Source organism: Flagellimonas amphidinii (assembly GCF_013090115.1).
In the GTDB taxonomy this organism is placed as follows: Bacteria; Bacteroidota; Bacteroidia; order Flavobacteriales; family Flavobacteriaceae; genus Flagellimonas; species Flagellimonas amphidinii.
Map to the genome: position 1 here is coordinate 45,770 of NZ_JABFNN010000045.1, position 17,371 is coordinate 63,140.

General features: G+C 39.9%; 16 protein-coding genes. 4 read left to right on the plus strand and 12 right to left on the minus strand.

The features are described from left to right. Positions 1–30: 30 nt before the first annotated feature. From HJC33_RS16745 to HJC33_RS16780, 8 genes are all read right to left on the minus strand, one after another. Complete coding sequence (locus HJC33_RS16745; protein ID WP_171659996.1) at positions 31–543, minus strand: GNAT family N-acetyltransferase; 513 nt, start codon at positions 541–543, stop codon at positions 31–33. Further along, on the minus strand, positions 530–1,789 hold the full coding sequence (locus HJC33_RS16750; protein ID WP_171659997.1) for an ATP-binding cassette domain-containing protein: 1,260 nt from the start codon (positions 1,787–1,789) through the stop codon (positions 530–532). The genes HJC33_RS16745 and HJC33_RS16750 overlap by 14 nt, the downstream gene beginning before the upstream one ends. Positions 1,790–1,831: 42 nt before the next feature. Beyond that, a complete protein-coding gene (locus HJC33_RS16755; protein ID WP_171659998.1) occupies positions 1,832–2,356 on the minus strand; it encodes a GNAT family N-acetyltransferase in 525 nt (174 codons plus the stop codon). Then, positions 2,356–2,835: a DUF192 domain-containing protein gene (locus tag HJC33_RS16760; protein WP_171659999.1), complete on the minus strand. Its 480-nt coding sequence runs from the start codon at positions 2,833–2,835 to the stop codon at positions 2,356–2,358. Before HJC33_RS16760 ends, HJC33_RS16755 begins: the two co-directional genes overlap by 1 nt. Then, positions 2,832–3,800 carry a prolipoprotein diacylglyceryl transferase gene (gene lgt, locus HJC33_RS16765; protein WP_171660000.1) on the minus strand — a complete coding sequence of 323 codons (969 nt, stop codon included), beginning with the start codon at positions 3,798–3,800 and terminating at the stop codon, positions 2,832–2,834. Before lgt ends, HJC33_RS16760 begins: the two co-directional genes overlap by 4 nt. Before the next feature lie 92 nt (positions 3,801–3,892). Next, entirely contained in the window at positions 3,893–4,117 is a 225-nt protein-coding gene (gene yidD, locus HJC33_RS16770) for a membrane protein insertion efficiency factor YidD (RefSeq protein WP_171660001.1), read from the minus strand. A gap of 59 nt (positions 4,118–4,176) precedes the next feature. Next, positions 4,177–4,557, minus strand: a complete 381-nt coding sequence (locus tag HJC33_RS16775; protein WP_171660002.1) for a DUF779 domain-containing protein — start codon at positions 4,555–4,557, stop codon at positions 4,177–4,179. A 12-nt stretch (positions 4,558–4,569) separates the two neighbouring features. Continuing rightward, positions 4,570–6,093: an aldehyde dehydrogenase family protein gene (locus HJC33_RS16780; protein WP_171660003.1), complete on the minus strand. Its 1,524-nt coding sequence runs from the start codon at positions 6,091–6,093 to the stop codon at positions 4,570–4,572. A gap of 216 nt (positions 6,094–6,309) precedes the next feature. On the opposite strand from HJC33_RS16780, the gene HJC33_RS16785 reads away from it, so the two are divergent. Continuing rightward, the gene (locus HJC33_RS16785; RefSeq protein ID WP_171660004.1) at positions 6,310–7,227 is read left to right on the plus strand and encodes an AraC family transcriptional regulator; all 918 of its coding nucleotides are present in this window, start codon (positions 6,310–6,312) and stop codon (positions 7,225–7,227) included. On the opposite strand, the gene cysS is transcribed toward HJC33_RS16785, so the two are convergent. Next, on the minus strand, positions 7,224–8,705 hold the full coding sequence (gene cysS, locus HJC33_RS16790; RefSeq protein ID WP_171660005.1) for a cysteine--tRNA ligase: 1,482 nt from the start codon (positions 8,703–8,705) through the stop codon (positions 7,224–7,226). The genes HJC33_RS16785 and cysS overlap by 4 nt on opposite strands. 14 nt (positions 8,706–8,719) lie before the next feature. After that, positions 8,720–9,400, minus strand: a complete 681-nt coding sequence (gene folE, locus HJC33_RS16795) for a GTP cyclohydrolase I FolE (RefSeq protein ID WP_171660006.1) — start codon at positions 9,398–9,400, stop codon at positions 8,720–8,722. Between the two features lie 134 nt (positions 9,401–9,534). On the opposite strand from folE, the gene HJC33_RS16800 reads away from it, so the two are divergent. After that, the gene (locus HJC33_RS16800) at positions 9,535–11,337 is read left to right on the plus strand and encodes a T9SS type B sorting domain-containing protein (RefSeq protein ID WP_171660007.1); all 1,803 of its coding nucleotides are present in this window, start codon (positions 9,535–9,537) and stop codon (positions 11,335–11,337) included. A 117-nt stretch (positions 11,338–11,454) separates the two neighbouring features. Further along, positions 11,455–12,903 (plus strand): T9SS type B sorting domain-containing protein, encoded by a 1,449-nt coding sequence (locus HJC33_RS16805; protein ID WP_171660008.1) that lies wholly within the window; start codon positions 11,455–11,457, stop codon positions 12,901–12,903. Positions 12,904–12,955: 52 nt separating this feature from the next. Here the strand turns inward: HJC33_RS16805 and HJC33_RS16810 are convergent, their stop codons facing one another. Together HJC33_RS16810 and HJC33_RS16815 are read right to left on the minus strand one after the other, a co-directional pair. Then, on the minus strand, positions 12,956–14,455 hold the full coding sequence (locus HJC33_RS16810; RefSeq protein ID WP_171660009.1) for an OmpP1/FadL family transporter: 1,500 nt from the start codon (positions 14,453–14,455) through the stop codon (positions 12,956–12,958). A gap of 38 nt (positions 14,456–14,493) precedes the next feature. Next, the gene (locus tag HJC33_RS16815; protein ID WP_272621371.1) at positions 14,494–15,738 is read right to left on the minus strand and encodes a hypothetical protein; all 1,245 of its coding nucleotides are present in this window, start codon (positions 15,736–15,738) and stop codon (positions 14,494–14,496) included. A gap of 139 nt (positions 15,739–15,877) precedes the next feature. Here HJC33_RS16815 and proS point away from each other — a divergent pair, with 139 nt between their 5' ends. After that, positions 15,878–17,353: a proline--tRNA ligase gene (gene proS / locus HJC33_RS16820; protein ID WP_171660011.1), complete on the plus strand. Its 1,476-nt coding sequence runs from the start codon at positions 15,878–15,880 to the stop codon at positions 17,351–17,353. The last annotated feature ends 18 nt before the right edge of the window (positions 17,354–17,371 follow it).

Here is a 17,371-nt window from a genome sequence, read left to right on the forward strand (position 1 = left end):
ATGTGTATGCTTGGCACTTTTGTTATATCTCTAAAGATTTTTGGACATGGCTTGAAAGTCAAAATGCTCCTTTCCAATTTGGAAGTTGTGATTGCCAATAGCAGTAAAGCCATTTTTTTCGTAGAAAGTAATGGCCCTTAGGTTTTCTTTTAAAACGGATAGCCATATTTTTTTGAACCCTAAATCATTGGCCTTTTCCAGGAGTTTATTTTGAAGTGCCAACCCTACTTTTTGTGCTAAAAAGTCCTTTAAGACATATATTTTTTGTAATTGACAAATACTGTTAGAATCAATAAAAGAAGAAGGTGAGTCTAGTTTAAGTTTGGCATAACCCACGGGCAGCCCATTGATAGATGCCAGCCAATACAGATTGTTGGGTTTTTCGATGCTTTTTGAAAGCTTTTCCACATTGAATGTTTGCTCAAAGTAGTTCAGTAGATCAGTTTTGTCACTAAAAAGATGTCCAAAGGTTTCCGTAAAGGTAAACCTGCCTAAAAGTGCTATGGTCACTGCATCTGATATTGTGGCTTTATTGATTGTCATTATAGGATGATTTTCCTATGGAACCGCTTTCTTTCATTTCCAAAACAAAATTGAAGTGGGGGTGTAGCCCAACTTCATTTCTATGTGACACAAAGATAATGGCGCTATCTGTTTCTTGCGCAATCTTATTGACCAGGGATACAAACAAAGCAGCTCCCGCATCATCCAAACCCGCAGTCGGTTCGTCCAAAATTAACAGGGGAGGGTATTTTATCATGGCCCTTGCCGTCATTAGCAGTCTTTTTTCACCTGCATTGAGTTCTCGGAACAATGTATTTTTTCTTGAAGTGAATTGTAGCACGTCCAGCCATTGATTAGCCAAGCGTTTTTCAATTTCTGTAGGTAGCACATATAGCCCGATGGAGTCATAAAGTCCCGAGATGATCATGTGCTCAAGGGTGTGATAGCCCCCAAATTTATCCATCATGGCAGGGGTAAAGTAACCAATGTTTTGCTTCAGTTCCCAAATACTCTCACCACTTCCCTTCTTTTTGCCAAAAAGCGTAAGATCTTGTCCGTATCCCTTATGGCTGTCCCCGGTTACCATGGAAAGCAAAGTGGTCTTTCCGCTGCCATTGGGGCCTATCAATTGCCAAAACTCCCCTTTTTTTACAGTCCAATTGATATTGTCCAGCACTTGACGTCCTTCAAAACTTACAGAGACTTTTTTAAAATTTACCAACTCAGGGAAGTCTATTTCCAATGGTTCAATGGGTCTTGGAATAATACTGCTAAATGGGGAAGAGTCCATCGTATTGGATTCCAAAAAGGCTTCATGTGAAGAATAACTGATCAATTCATTTTGGTCCAAACTGAAAAAATCAGTGGTCACGGGTAAAATATCATCTAAACGACTTACCAATTGTACCAAAATAGTATCCTTGGAAAGCAGGCATAACTCTTCTTTTAAGTTGATTTGAGAAGCTAAATCCAGATTATCAAAAGGGTTGACCAAAACCAGATAATCTGGGTTTTGCTCCCGTAAATGTTGGAGAAGTGCCTTTTTTTGCTCGCCGCTGCTCATGGATTTTAAGGACTGTTGCGTATTTTGAGTAAGTACCTTGATGTCATGACGCTCTTCTTCATCCATGTAGCGGACAATTTCAGATTTAGAAAAAAGTAAGCCTGTTTTTTCTTGCAGAGCCTCAAAACCTTTGATTTCATTTTTTTCAAACAGGTTTTGCACAAACCTAGTTACATGGGATGTATTGGTGGTTAGAACAGCAATGTTTATTGGTTTATCCATTGAAGTTGTCGTTGGAGGATTATTTATGGCGGAAAATAAATATTATCCTTGATTCACCCTAAAAATATGAACAGGATTGTCTTTGTAATTGGTCGTTTTGTCCAAATGCATGCCATTTTTTAAGGCAACTTTCTGAGAAGGGACATTGTCTATATGGATGATGGAAATCAGGGATTTGGTGAAATTTTGTTCAAAAGCATAGGTTTTGCACTTTTGGGCAGCTTCTATGGCAAAACCTTGTAGCCAGAATTTGGGCAAAACGGAATAGCCGATTTCCAATTCTTCAATTCCGTCTACAATTTGAACTAAAAGTCCACAGATTCCGACCAATTCCCCGGTGGTTTTTAGTGTTAAGGCATTCATTCCTCCCAAATCCTTTTCATAGCGTTCAAAAATTCTGGAAAATTGTATTTCGCAGGCTTCTTTAGGGTCAGTGGGAAGCCCCTCCCAAAATTGTGTGGATTTCGGATTGTGATAAAAGGGAAGCCAAGTCTCAAAATCTGAAGCTTGTATTTTTCGGAATAACAAACGTTCCGAACTTTGATTTTCAAGAAGGTATTTGGGCATTAGTTTTTGGTAAAAGAAATACGATCACCAATTTGAATCCCTTTTGCATCAGAAAGTCCGGCATTGATTTCTAGGACATATTTTACAGGTACTTGGGATGAAAGTCCACTTTCATCAAATGGCTTGGCATTTTTTTGAAAACTGGCAATTTTTTGATTTTCATCAATGTAGATGATGTCCAAGGGGATTTGGGTATTTTTCATATAGAAAGAATGCATGGCCACATCTGGAAAAATGAACAGCATGCCTTGATTTTCCTCCATAGACTCCCGATACATCAATCCAGTCTGCGTTTCATAATCAGATTCTGCAATTTCTATATCAAATTGAACTAGAACAGAATCCGTTTCAGATTGCATGATGGTCAAACTACCTTCTTTGGTAAAGGTAATTGCTTCAGTCTTGATTTCCTTCTTGACCTCGTTTTTACAGGAAGTCAACAACAAAACAAGAAATACTGCACAAGTAATATTTCTCATGCTGCCGAACCTTTTGGTGTAGGCCTGAACATAAAATATAACCCTATAAGAATCATGGGAATACTTAACCATTGACCTGTGGAGAGGAGTCCTAGGGATTCCTCAAAACCACCTTGACTCTTTTTAAAGTGTTCTATAACAAAACGGATTGCGAACAAAAACACCATAAATAGCCCAAAAAGATACCCTGGTTTATCTTTTTTATCAGTTTTCCAATATAAAAAGTAAAGTGTAACAAAAACAAAAACATAACATATGGCTTCGTATAGCTGAGCAGGATGCCTAAAAGGGATGGATTCTAAAATATTGGCAAATTCTGGGTTATGTTCAATGGCTTTGTATGCAGCATTTTCAGTTTTTTCTCCAGTCAGAGCCATTGCTTTATACGATGGCATGTCATCAGAATCTCTTATAAACCTAGTGGCCATAAAAAAGGATTCTTTAACTTCTTTTCCGTTGATTTCGGAATTGAAAAAGTTGCCCAATCTAACAAAGCAAGCTCCAATAGCCGAAGGAACCACCAATCGGTCCAACAACCAAAGTATTTTAATATCTTTCCATTTGCGACAATACAGCCACATTCCAATAATTGCGGCAATAGTGGCACCATGGCTGGCAAGTCCTGTGAATCCGGTAAACTCGTATCCATTTATGAAGCCAAATAAAGTACTATCGGCACTTTCCCTTATCGGCAGCAAAATTTCCACTAAATGATTTTGGTAATAATCCCAATCGTAGAAGAAAACATGACCTAAACGTGCACCGAGCATTATGGAAACTACAGTATAGATGAAAAGAGAATCCAGTTTTTCCATGGATTTTTTCTCATTTTGGAAGATTCGTTTCATAATGAACCAACCAAGCACAAAGGCAGCAATCCATAGTAAATTGTAGTATTTTATCTGTAAGAAACCCAATTTGAACAAGGTGCCCTCCGGGTTCCAATTAAAGCCAAGAAAATACATCTGCTAAATTTTTGGACTAAGATAACCAAAGATGTTAGACCGCTACATTTTTAGATGTTAGATTTGAGATAAAATAAAGGTTGGTTTTCTTATCAGGGGACTGGGTCGTAACCACTTCCTCCCCAGGGATGACAACTAAGAATCCGTTTGATGGACAACCACCCTCCTTTAAATAGACCATGTTTTTTAAGTGCTTCCAAAGTATAAGCGGAACAGGTAGGGGAATATCTACAGGTAGCAGGGGTATAGGGAGAGATGAGCAGTTGGTAGGCCCTTACCAAAAACACAAATGGGGCAATTAAAATTCGTTTTATCATAGCCATAGGTAATCCTATGCAAGGTATAAAAAAGCCCCGATTTTAGTCGAGGCCTTACTCTAAATTTGTTGGGTAGCTGGATGAACAGGTTCCAAATTATCCAGCTCTTCCTCCTTGTAGATTCTTGATTTTATAATAAAACGTATTCCCATGGGTATTTCCAAGCTAAAGCTTGAGCCTCGCCCAGTAGTGATGTCCACAGTAAGCTGCGTATGTTGCCAATATTCAAATTGGTCCTTGCTCATGTAAAAATCACAACCATGGATAGCGCCTAGCCATATATCAGTTTCATTGAGCATAAGCTCTCCTTTGGGAAAGCACATGGGTGATGATCCGTCACAACACCCTCCACTTTGATGGAACATAAGTTCCCCATGGCGTTCCTTAAGTTGATCAATAATTTTAATTGCCCGTTCCGAAACCAAAACACGTTTTATCATAATCTTCTAATTTTAGAAAAAGCCTAGGGGATTTTTATCATAGGAAATCAACATGTTTTTGGTCTGTCTGTAATGATTGAGCATCATTTTATGGGTTTCTCTACCAATACCTGATTTTTTGTAACCTCCAAAAGGGGCGTGGGCCGGATAGGCATGATAACAATTCACCCAAACACGTCCAGCTTCAACACTTCTCGAAATCTTGTAGGCCTGATGCATATCTCGAGTCCAAACTCCTGCACCCAGGCCATAAAGGGTGTCGTTGGCAATTTCCAAAGCTTCTGCCTCATCTTTAAAAGTGGTAACACAGACCACAGGTCCAAAAATTTCCTCTTGGAACACTCTCATTTTGTTATTTCCTTTCAAAATGGTGGGTTGAATGTAATAACCGCCTTCCAGTCCTTCATTATAAGCTGCTTCGCCTCCAGCTAGTACTTCACAACCTTCCTCTATACCAATATTGATGTAGTTCAGTATTTTTTCATATTGGTCGTTTGATGCTTGGGCGCCCATCATAGTATCTGGGTCAAGAGGGTGACCTAGTTTAATGGCATTGGTGCGTTCTACAACCCGTTCCATGAATTTGTCATAGATGCTTTCTTGTACCAACATTCTTGATGGACAGGTACATACTTCTCCTTGGTTGAGGGCATACATCACAGCACCTTCCAAGCATTTGTCGAAAAAATCATCATCAGCATCCATAACACTTTCAAAGAAAATATTTGGGGACTTGCCGCCAAGTTCCAATGTTACTGGAGTGATGTTTTTGGAAGCATACTGCATAATCAATTGTCCAGTAGTGGTTTCACCTGTAAAGGCAATTTTGTTGATTCTTGGACTGGATGCCAATGGTTTGCCAGCTTCTACTCCAAATCCATTTACAATATTGAGCACTCCAGCGGGAAGGATATCTTCTATAAGTTCCATGAAAACCAAAATGCCCACAGGGGTTTGTTCAGCGGGTTTAAGTATTACACAATTACCGGCTGCAAGGGCGGGAGCCACTTTCCAAGCGGCCATTAGTAAGGGAAAATTCCATGGAATAATTTGACCGACTACACCAAGAGGCTCCAGAATATTCATGGATACTGTATTGGAATCCAATTCGCTGACGGTACCTTCTTCAGCTCTGATGACTCCAGCAAAATATCTGAAATGGTCAATGGCCAATGGGAGGTCGGCGGCACGGGTTTCTCTCAAAGGTTTACCATTGTCCCAAGTCTCTGCCCTAGCTAGAACCTCAAGGTTTTCTTCCATGATGTTGGCAATCTTCAAAAGAAGGTTGCTTCTGTAGGTAGCTGATGAATTGTTCCATTCTGGAGCGGCTTCCCAGGCAGCATCAATTGCTTTTTCAATATCTTCTGATGTTGATCTGGCAATTTTGGTAAAGGCATTGCCATCAACTGGGGATATGTTTTCAAAATACTCACCTTTGGTGGGAGCGGTCCACTTTCCTCCAATATAATTTTCATACTGATTTTTGAACACAGGTTTTTCCAAAACACTGCGCTCCGTTGTTTGCACATTGCTCATAATACATACTTATTTGTTACAGTTAATTTTAGCAGTGATGGACACAGTCGTCCAAGTAGCTGATTTTAAAAGTATTGATTTCGTATGCCGAGCATCTGACGTATACTATTATTCTAATGAACAATTCTGTTTGTTTTGAATTTTTAACAATTTTTGAATCGTTATTTTTTATATTTAATAAGTATTTGTGAAATACTTTAGGAAGTAATTAATCGTATGCAGCTTTCAGATAAATTTTTTAGAGAACGAAAATTGGAGCATTTGGTAGAAAACCAAACTTCGTATACGCTCAATAATGCTGCAATGCATGTTTTTGAAACCCATTTACAGGTAGAAAAAGTATTGTTGCAGTTTGATCAACCGGTTTTGGCTTCTATGTTGATTGGTAAGAAGGTCATGCACCTTCGGGAAAAAAAGGCTTTTGATTTTTTACCTGGGGAATCATTGATTTTACCTTCAAATGAAATGATGTGCATAGACTTTCCAGAAGCAAATGAAGATAATCCTACCCGGTGTTTGGCCATGGCTATTTCTGAAGAAAAAATTAATAGAGTTGTTGCTTTAATGAATGAAACCATGCCCAAAAATGATGCTTCTGAATGGGCGCTGATGGATTATAATTTTCATTTTACCAATGATGCAGGTATCCATGGAATTATTAGAAGATTGTTGTATCTCTTTACTGAAAATCACCCGTCAAAAGATTTCTTTGTGGACAACATGTTGCAAGAGCTGATTGTGCGCATTCTTCAAGGAAATATGAAGAAGACCTTAGAGGAAAATGCATCTAGATTGGCATCTTCCAATCGATTGGCTTATGTAATAGAACATATTTCCACTCATCTTCATGAAACACTTTCTGTAGGAGAGCTGAGTAAAAAGGCATGTATGAGTGAATCACATTTTTACAAGACCTTTAAAGAGGAGTTGGGAATGACGCCCATTGATTATATTAATAATCAAAGGATAAAGTTGGCTATTAAACTTTTAAGAAACCCCAACAAAAAAATCAAGGAAATTTATCTGGAGTGTGGGTTTGAGAATCGTTCGTATTTTAACCGATTGTTCAAACGAAAGATACAAGTATCTCCGGGGGAATATCAATCAAAATTTAGGAATACCCGTCTTGATTAGTTTAAGGTAAAAGTGGTGCCGTCCTTACCATCCTTGATTTGAATCCCAAGGGCATTCAATTCATCCCTGATTTTATCCGATGTGGCAAAATCCTTATTGGAGCGGGCCTCATTTCTCAGTTCAATCAATAATTCCATCACCCCATTCAAGGTGTTGGAGTCATCTTTGACCGCAGATTGGTTCTCAACGCCCAAGATATCATACACAAAGGTTTCAAGCGTGGTTTTGAGCAATGTCTTATCCGCTTCGGTAATACTCTCTTTACCTTCTTTAATTAAATTGATACGTTTTACGGCATCAAAAAGATGTGCAATAAGAATAGGGGTATTGAAGTCATCATTCATGGCATCATAACATTTTTGACGCCATGCTTCCACATCAAAATTGGACTCTTGACCAGTTTTTACTGCATCAAAACCATTTAAAGCCTCCATTAGCCTATTGTACCCCTTTTCTGAAGCTTGAAGAGCATCGTCACTAAGGTCCAAAATGCTGGTATAGTGGGCTTGCATCATGAAAAAACGTACAACTGCAGGGGCATAAGGTTTGCTTAGAATATCATTATCTCCGCTGATCATCTCGGCAGGGTAAACGTTGTTTCCTGTTGATTTGGACATTTTTTTTCCGTTGAGGGTCAGCATATTGGCATGGAGCCAATATTTTACCGGAGATTTACCCGAACTGGCTTCAGCTTGGGCAATTTCACATTCATGATGCGGAAATTTTAAGTCCATTCCACCACCATGTATGTCAAAGGTTTCGCCTAAATATTTGGTGCTCATGGCAGTACACTCCAAATGCCATCCTGGGAAACCATCACCCCATGGAGAAGGCCATCTCATAATATGTTGTGGTTCTGCTTTTTTCCAAAGTGCAAAATCCTGTGGATTTCGTTTTTCATCCTGTGCGGTGAGCTCACGGGTATTGGCAATCATGTCCTCCAACTTCCTTCCACTTAGCTTGCCATAATCATTTTCTTCATTGAACTTGACCACATCAAAATAAACAGAACCATTGATTTCATAGGCGTATCCTTTTTCAAGGATTTCTTTAATGATTTCTATCTGTTCAATAATATGACCAGTTGCCGTAGGTTCTATGCTTGGAGGTAAAAAATTGAATTTTTGAAGGGTGTTGTGGAAATCCACGGTATACTTCTGGACAACCTCCATGGGTTCAATTTGTTCCAATTTTGCCTTTTTGGCTATTTTGTCCTCACCTTCATCAGCATCATTTTCCAAGTGCCCGGCATCTGTAATGTTACGTACATAGCGGACTTTATACCCCAAATGCTTGAAATAGCGGAAAATCATATCAAAAGACATGAAAGTGCGACAATTTCCCAAGTGCACATAACTATAGACCGTTGGCCCGCAGACATACATCCCTATATGTCCTTCTTTTATAGGCTCAAAAGGTTCTTTTTTTCCAGTAAGTGAATTGTAAACTCTTAGCTTTTGGGTTTGGTAGAGCTGCATTGAAAAATTTAGGATTAAAAATCTGTATCTAGGTTGATATAGTCCAAAAATTCCCTTCGCACGGCCTCATCCTTGAACTTACCGCCATATTCCGCTGTAACTGTACTGCTTTCAATGTCACGTATGCCACGCGAATTTACACAAAGGTGCTTGGCATCTATGACGCATGCCACATCTTCTGTGCCCAGTACTTCTTGTAGTTCCCTCACAACTTGAATATTCATACGTTCCTGTACTTGTGGCCGTTTGGCATAGTAGTCCACAATACGGTTCATTTTGGAAAGGCCCACGACAGTCCCATTGGAGATATAGGCAATATGGGCGCGACCGATTATGGGCAATAAGTGATGTTCACAAGTGGAATAGACCACAATGTTCTTTTCCACCAACATCTCTCCATATTTATACTTGTTTTCGAATGTAGATGATTTGGGTTTTCTTTTTGGATGCAATCCACCGAAGATTTCTTGGACGTACATTTTGGCAACCCTGTTTGGGGTTCCCTTAAGGCTATCATCATCCAAATCAAGTCCAAGGGTCAACATAATTTCACGCACACTTTTTTGAATGCGTTCAATTTTTTCTTCATCACTCAACACAAACGCATCTTCCCTCAAAGGGGTTTCAGAAGATGATCCAATATGATCATTTCCCATTTCCTCGTAATGTTTTTCCAATGCCTGTTCTAGTTTCATAGCTTCTGCTTCAAGACAGCAAAGATATACATTAATGCCCTATTTAACATCTGCTACGCTTTGTTTGACAACATAAATTATTGTTAAGGCAGGGGGGTCAGTATTTTTATGTTGCCCAAAACCTACAATTCTATATGGTAAAAAATTTGGCAAAGGCCATATTCGTCATTTTCCTATGTCAAGTTGCCCATTCTCAAGTTGCTGAGGATTGCGGTGGAGCAATTCCCATTTGTAATAATACACCCATAAATGGAGGAACCAATGGTTTTGGAGTGGATGATTTTAGTGGAGCTTCATCCAGTGGTTGTCTAGAGCAAACCACCTCTGGAGCTATTGAATCCAATTCTGGTTGGTATAGATTTAGGACTGCTGCTTCTGGACAATTGGGTTTTAATATAGGTCATGATAGCAATGAAGATTGGGATTTTGCACTGTACAGATCTAGCGATTGTACTAACTTGGGCGAACCTATCCGTTGTAATTTCTTTGACAATAGTGACAATGTCAGTTTTATTGGAGTTGGCGTGGATCCAACAGGAGATGCGAATTCCGTGCATTATGAAGATTGGTTAGAGGTTAATTCTGGAGAGGATTATATTTTATTCATCAATAATTTTAGTAATATAAATTCTGGTTTTTCCATTCAATTTACTGGTGACATTTGGACAAGTAACCCCAATACAGCATTAGATTGCTCCATAGTGAACAATTTATTGGGTTCTCCAATATCTGCCTGTGAAGGTGACTCGGTGACACTTGACGCAACAACCATTGGAGCAACAGGTTATGAGTGGTATAGGGATGATGGCAGTGGATTTCAATTGGTTACAGGAGAAAGTAATGCAACCTTAAATGTTACGAGTTCTGCTACATATCGGGTAGTTGTAATCACGGGAACAGGTGCCATTGTAAGCGATGTTCAAGTTGGTTTTAATGTTTCACCAACTACAGAAGTGATGAGTGATGTGGTTTTCTGTCATTCCACAGATATGATTTTTGATTTAGAGGCCATTGATTATCAAGCATTGGGAATTCAAAGTCCTGACGAATTCATTGTGAGTTACCATGCAACACAAAGTGATGCTGACTTGGGAATCAATCCTTTATCAAAGCAATATGCAAAGAGTTCAGGTCAAGAAATTGTCTATGTTAGAACCACTTCGTTGGCCAATCCTAATTGTTATGACGCATCGCAAAGCTTTCTTTTAGATGCTATTGAGACTCCTGAATTGACTTTTTCACAGGAAGTGGTTATTTGCGAAAGTGCGGGAAGTATGATTATTGGTGAGACCATGCCAAATCCAAATTATACTTATCTCTGGAGTACCGGAGAATCAACTCCAAGTATAAGTGTTTCAGATGAAGGCGAATATACTCTTACTGTTACCAATACCTCCAACGGAATGAGTTGTGAGGCAACAAGGACCGTTGCCACAACCATTTCCAATACTCCAGAAATCACTGCTGTGGATATTGATGGTTTCAAGGCAAGTAATACGGTTACTATTGAAATGGATATTACTGGGGATTTTGAATATAGATTGGATGATGGAGAGTATCAATCAAGTAATGTATTGACGGAAGTGCTACCTGGTGAGCATACCGTATACATTAGAGATACACAGGGCTGTGGAGAAATAGCTAGAGATATTGTTGTGGTCGGATTTCCAGCCATATTTTCACCTAATGGCGATGTCCTCAATGAGAGTTGGCAAATAGAGGGTCTTTCTGAACTAAACTCGCCAATAGTTACCATATATGACCGTTATGGAAAGTTGATCAAGCAAATGACCGAGTTTAGTGGAGGTTGGGATGGTAGTTTTAATGGAAGGCCTTTGCCCTCTACGGATTATTGGTTCAAATTATCCTATTTAGATAGTGCGGGCAACAGGGTATTTGCCAAATATTTACAAAGCCATTTTTCATTGAGGAGATAGTGTATCGTGCATTTTATCGATTAACTGTACAATTTTTGGGTTGAAATCATACTAAAAGTAGGGTTTATGGAGTTATACTGGTTATAGTATAGAATAACCCCTTAGCCCCAAGATTCTATGAGAGCCCTATGTTGCGCTATTTGTTGTCTTTTTCTTTTTGTTTGCAAAACAAAAGCCCAAAATTCACCAGATTGTAGAACAGCTATTCCCGTATGTGCGGATGCTCCCATTATGGGTACCACGGATGGTGGTGGGGATATTGATGATTTTGATCCAGAGGTGATTACACAATCCGGATGTCTGGAAAAAGGGAGTGTGAGCTCTGCCAATCTCGAAAATAACACGGCTTGGTATGTATTTAGGGCGGGTACCGATGGACAAATAGGCTTTGACATTGAAGCACTTCCAATTATACCTGGAGGAGTAGTCACTTCAGAATGGGATTTTGCACTGTATGGCCCATTTGATGAAACTTCTGGTCAGAATTTCTGCGGATTGGTTGGTGATGGCACAGCCCAGCCCATTAGATGTAATTACGAATATAATGATACAGGTTTCACCGGCATAGGGGTAAACCCCGGAGATGGCAGGCTAGGGGCGCCATTTGTAAAGGGAAGTCAGAATACCTATGATGAGTGGTTGGATGTAACTGCGGGGGAAATTTATTACTTGTTCATCAATAATTACAATACCAATTTTGATGGGGATCCTGAGTCTTTTATGCTCACTTTTACGGGAACTTCTGTAGAGGCTGACCAAAATACAGCGTTGGATTGTACGCTTAGGGATGAATTTTTAGGTTTGGATATCATTGCCTGTGAAGGCGATCCGGATATTGTATTAAGCGCCTTGAATTCGCCAGTGGGCCCCAACATAGCCAACATTACATGGGAGTTGGATGCTGAAGATGATGGAACTTATGAAGCTGTTTTGGCTACTGGGGCTGGCCAGACAGAATTGACAGTATCAAGTCCAAACTCAGGTCGTTATAGGGTTACCATCGAGTCTACATTTGGAAATACGATAACAGATGATATTCTGATTACATTTTTTGCGGCACCTACTACAGATGATATACAAGTTGTGGTTTTGGATGATTTTGTCAATAGTGACCAAACCGACCCTTATAATGTGGAGTTTGTTCCTCAGAACAATGGTAATTATGAGTATGCATTAAATGGTGGGGAATTTCAAGATAACCCAATATTTTTGGATGTGCCACCAGGGATGAATACCGTAATTGTTAATGATACAAATGGGTGTGGTATGTTGGAGATGGATTTTTTGGTTGTAGGTTACCCAAAGTTTTTTTCTCCTAATGGAGATGGTTTTTATGATACCTGGAATGTAGAGGGTATTGAAACACTTTCCAATGCGACCATCTTTATTTTTGATAGGTATGGTAAGTTATTGAAGCAATTGGATAATACATCGGGATGGGATGGAACTTTCAACGGCCGTCAGCTGCCTTCTTCAGATTATTGGTTCCGATTGGATTACGACAGGGATGATCAAGGTGTTTTGGTGGCCCGTTCTGTAAGGCGTCATTTCTCTTTGGTTCGATAATAAAAAAGGCCGGAAAATAATCTTCCCGACCTTCCCGTTAAAAGAAATGAATCTAAAATTTTAAGGTATACCCTAGGGTTACATTGGTATTGATTCTATTTATCATTGCAGCACTGTTAATGCCAGAATCAAATAGAAAGGTGTTAACGTCTTGTTCGGTTCTGCTAAAAGCCAAGTCCAATCTGCTTCCACCAAAATTATATCCAATTCCTCCAGAAAATCCTGTTAGATCTCCAACCAAGTCGCCATTTTCGTATGGACTTTCCTCATAGCGATATCCAGCTCGTAGGCTAACTTCATCAATTCGTACCTCACCACCCAATCTGTATGTATTTACAACACCCAGTTGACTCGCAATGAAATCATTTTCTGAAGCAAAGCTTGGGTCTGAAGTAGGTCGAAGTTCTGCTTCGGACATATCTTGATAACCATAATCAAAACTTAATAAACCATCTTTCCCAAAGACAACTGCCACACTTCCTGTGAGTTTAGCTGGAGTTTTTATTCTATATTCTTCAAAGAGATTTACAATGCCGAAATCTATAAAACCAATATCGGAAACAGCCAAAGATGAATTGATGCTTTGGGAAGTATCATCCGTTAACTCATACCATGTAGGGGATTGGTAACTACCACCAACCCTAATATTGTCGTTTAGCTTTGCAATTGCTCCCACACTAAATGAGAAACCATAACCTTCTGTATGTAAAAAATTATCAAAGGTGGTAAACTGTACAGGTGATTCTTGGTCATAACCACTTTCATCCAATAAAGTAAGTCTTTCATAAAGTACACTGTGGAAGTTTAAGGATGCGCCAAGATAGAGATTGTCTTGGTACTGCCCAGCAAAGTTTAAAGTAAACCTACTGTTATACCCTGTAGTGCGTTGTGTGTATTCTTGGTTTAAAACTCCGTATTGCGCATTGGAAAAATAAGAGGTGTTGGCATCATCGTCCTCAGTAGGTTCAATAAGCCCTGCCTGAAATCCTAAAAAGGCTTGTTGAGCACCAAAACCAAGGGATGAACCAATATCTAAATATGCATTCTCTATAAATTCACCTTGCTGTACTCGCAATGGCCCCAAAGCTTGCCCTTGTGCAAAGTTTAGAAAGTAATTGTCTATCCCCAATGATGTATTTCCGGCAGCGAAGAACTCATTATCATAGTTTTGAACCATATCATAGTTGAAGGCCAAGGCCATTTTTTTCCAATTACTATTGTTGGATTTAAATACAAAAACTCCACCTACTTGATTCAATTCCACTGAATTCATTTCTGCATTTCGGGTGCTGTTGCCAAAGAGTGCATCATTGTTCCGGTTGTAATTGGAACCGGTTATGGAAAGTTCACTATAATTGAAAACTGCGGAGCCAGCTGGGTTCACATTCAGTGATGATAGATCTCCGCCCAAGGCTCCAAAAGCACCACCCATGGCCTGGAATCTGGCTGTCCCTTGAATATTTTCGGTGCTATAGCGCAATACATCATCAATGTTTTGGGCATTTGCAACAGCGCATGCCAATACCATAATGAAAGTTGATATCCGTTTCATTTTCCTTGATTTAGTTTATATGAATTTTTAACTTGGATTTAGCGTCTTCCACTTCTTCGGGAAGATGATGATCTAGATCCCGATGACCTACTTGAGCCTCCTGAACTTCTATAGCTTCCTGAGCTTCTAGAACTACTGGAAGGTCTACTATAGCTTCTGCTACTGGAACTTCTTGATGATCCACTTCTGTAACTTCCAGAACTTCTGGAACTGCTTGAGGATCTTCTATAGTTGCTGCTTCTTGGTGCCGTTCTTCCAGAAGATTGATAACTTCTGGTGCTTCTGCTCGAAGAAGACCTATATCCTGAAGAGTTTCTGTTTGTATTACCGCTACTTCTATAGGTTCCACTGCTCCTAGTGGAAGGCGAAGTGCCATAAGAGCGATATGTTCTTGAGCTGCGATAGTTGGGAACAGATCTGGTACTTCTGCTGGTTCTGTAATTTCTGTTTCTTGAAATAGCATCTGCACTGACAGACCTTCTGGCAGTTGTTGAGCCACTTCTGTATGTTCTTGAACTTCTGCCTGTGGCACTTCGGTTAACATTAGATCGCCCGGTATTACCACTATATCTAGATGAGTAACCACTTCTTCTGGAGGCTAAATTAGATCTTCCACGAAGGGTAGTGCCAGGAATGACGGAATTTGAATAACCTCTTCTACTTCTATTATAGGAATAACCATAGTTGCGGTATCCTCTATTGTAATAAGGTCTGTTCCAAGCGTAGCCATAATGTCCACCCCAGCCATAGCCCCAATATGGGTTGCCCCAGCCCCAGCCGTAGCCTCCCCAGCCCCATCGGTTCCATCTCCAAGGATTGTTCCAGCCCCAGCCCCAGCCGTAACCTCCCCAGCCCCAGCCATTCCATAACCATGGGTCGTTCCAGCCCCAGCCGAAGCCAGCTCCCCAGCCCCAGTTATCATAAACATTAATGTTTACGCTAGTTGGATTGTCTCCCCAGCCTGGATTTCCATTATAGTTGTTATTGTAGGCAAAGTAGTCCGTTTGCTCCCCTAGCGGAATACTGTCATTTTCAATATTGCTGGAGTAACTATCAATATCCGTAAAGATTTCTTCGTCTAAAATTTCACTGTATTCGTTGGCTTTCTGACCAAAATAATCACCATATATGTCGTTTTCCTGATTCTCAATTCGCACTGCTTCGGCTGATTTCTTTTCAACGCTTACCGTACGGTTTCCGTTGGAATAAATACCGTCATCATCATAGTAAGAAGCTTGTTGGTATGAACCACAAGAGGCTGCTAAGAATGCAATTGATATCACGGAGGTCAGAAGTTGGAATTTGGAGAGGGGTATAGACTTTATCATCACACAATTTTTATTGTTGGACATATTAAAAATAACTAGTTTTACCGAATTATTTTGCTAATAAAGTCACAAGTTTTGTGCCAAACTACAGTAGATGGGTAAAAATTTAACGAGTCGGAGCGAGGATTATTCCAAATGGTATAATGAACTTGTCGTAAAATCAGATTTAGCTGAAAACTCAGGCGTAAGGGGTTGTATGGTAATTAAACCTTATGGGTTTGCCATATGGGAAAAAATGCAGGCCCAGCTGGATAAAATGTTCAAAGAGACGGGACATGAGAATGCCTATTTCCCATTATTCATTCCGAAATCCTATTTAAGTAAAGAGGCAAGCCATGTAGAGGGGTTTGCGAAGGAGTGTGCTGTAGTTACCCACTATAGACTGAAAAATGCAGAGGATGGAAGTGGGATAGTTGTAGATGAAGATGCTAAGTTGGAGGAAGAGCTGATTGTTCGTCCAACCTCTGAAACCATAATTTGGGATACATACCGTAAATGGGTACAATCGTATCGAGATTTACCTATTATGATCAATCAATGGGCCAATGTGGTGCGTTGGGAAATGCGAACACGTTTGTTTCTTCGTACTGCTGAATTTTTATGGCAAGAAGGACATACAGCACATGCTACACGGCAGGAAGCGGTAGAGGAAGCTGAGCAAATGATGCATGTTTATGCTGATTTTGTTGAAAATTATATGGGGGTCCCCGTAATCAAGGGTACCAAGACGGAAAGTGAGCGTTTTGCAGGGGCAGAGGAAACGTATTGTATTGAAGCTTTAATGCAAGATGGTAAGGCATTGCAGGCTGGGACATCGCACTTTTTAGGGCAAAATTTTGCCAAGGCTTTTGATGTGAAGTTTGCCAATAAAGAAGGGAAGCAAGAGCATGTTTGGGCAACTTCTTGGGGTGTTTCCACAAGATTGATGGGAGCTTTGGTGATGACCCATAGTGATGATAATGGTTTGGTGCTTCCACCTAATCTTGCTCCTATTCAAGTTGTAATTGTTCCTATTTACAAAGGATTGGACCAGTTAGATGCTATTTCAGAAAAGGTAGAACCTTTAGTGAAGGAGTTGCGTTCTAAAGGAATTTCGGTTAAATATGACAAAAGGGATACCCATAAACCTGGTTTCAAATTTAACGAGTACGAATTGAAAGGAGTGCCGGCACGAATTGCCATAGGGCCGAGGGATTTGGAAAATGGCACTTATGAAGTGGCCAGACGTGATACTTTGCAAAAGGAATCCATGAAAGATACTGAGGTTGTTGAAAGAATAGAGTCGCTTTTAAAAGAAATTCAAGAGAATATCTACCAAAAGGCATTGGATTTTAGGGAAGAGCATATTACAAATGTCGATTCTTACGAAGAATTCAAAAAAATACTTGAAGAAAAAGGAGGTTTTGTATCTGCTCACTGGGATGGAACATCGGAGACCGAAGATATGATTAAGGAAGAAACCAAGGCCACCATTCGATGTATTCCATGGAACGTAGAAAAAGAGGAAGGGAAGTGTATGGTTACTGGAAAACTATCTGCCCAAAGGGTATTGTTTGCAAAGGCCTACTAAACAGGGCGCAAAAAATAA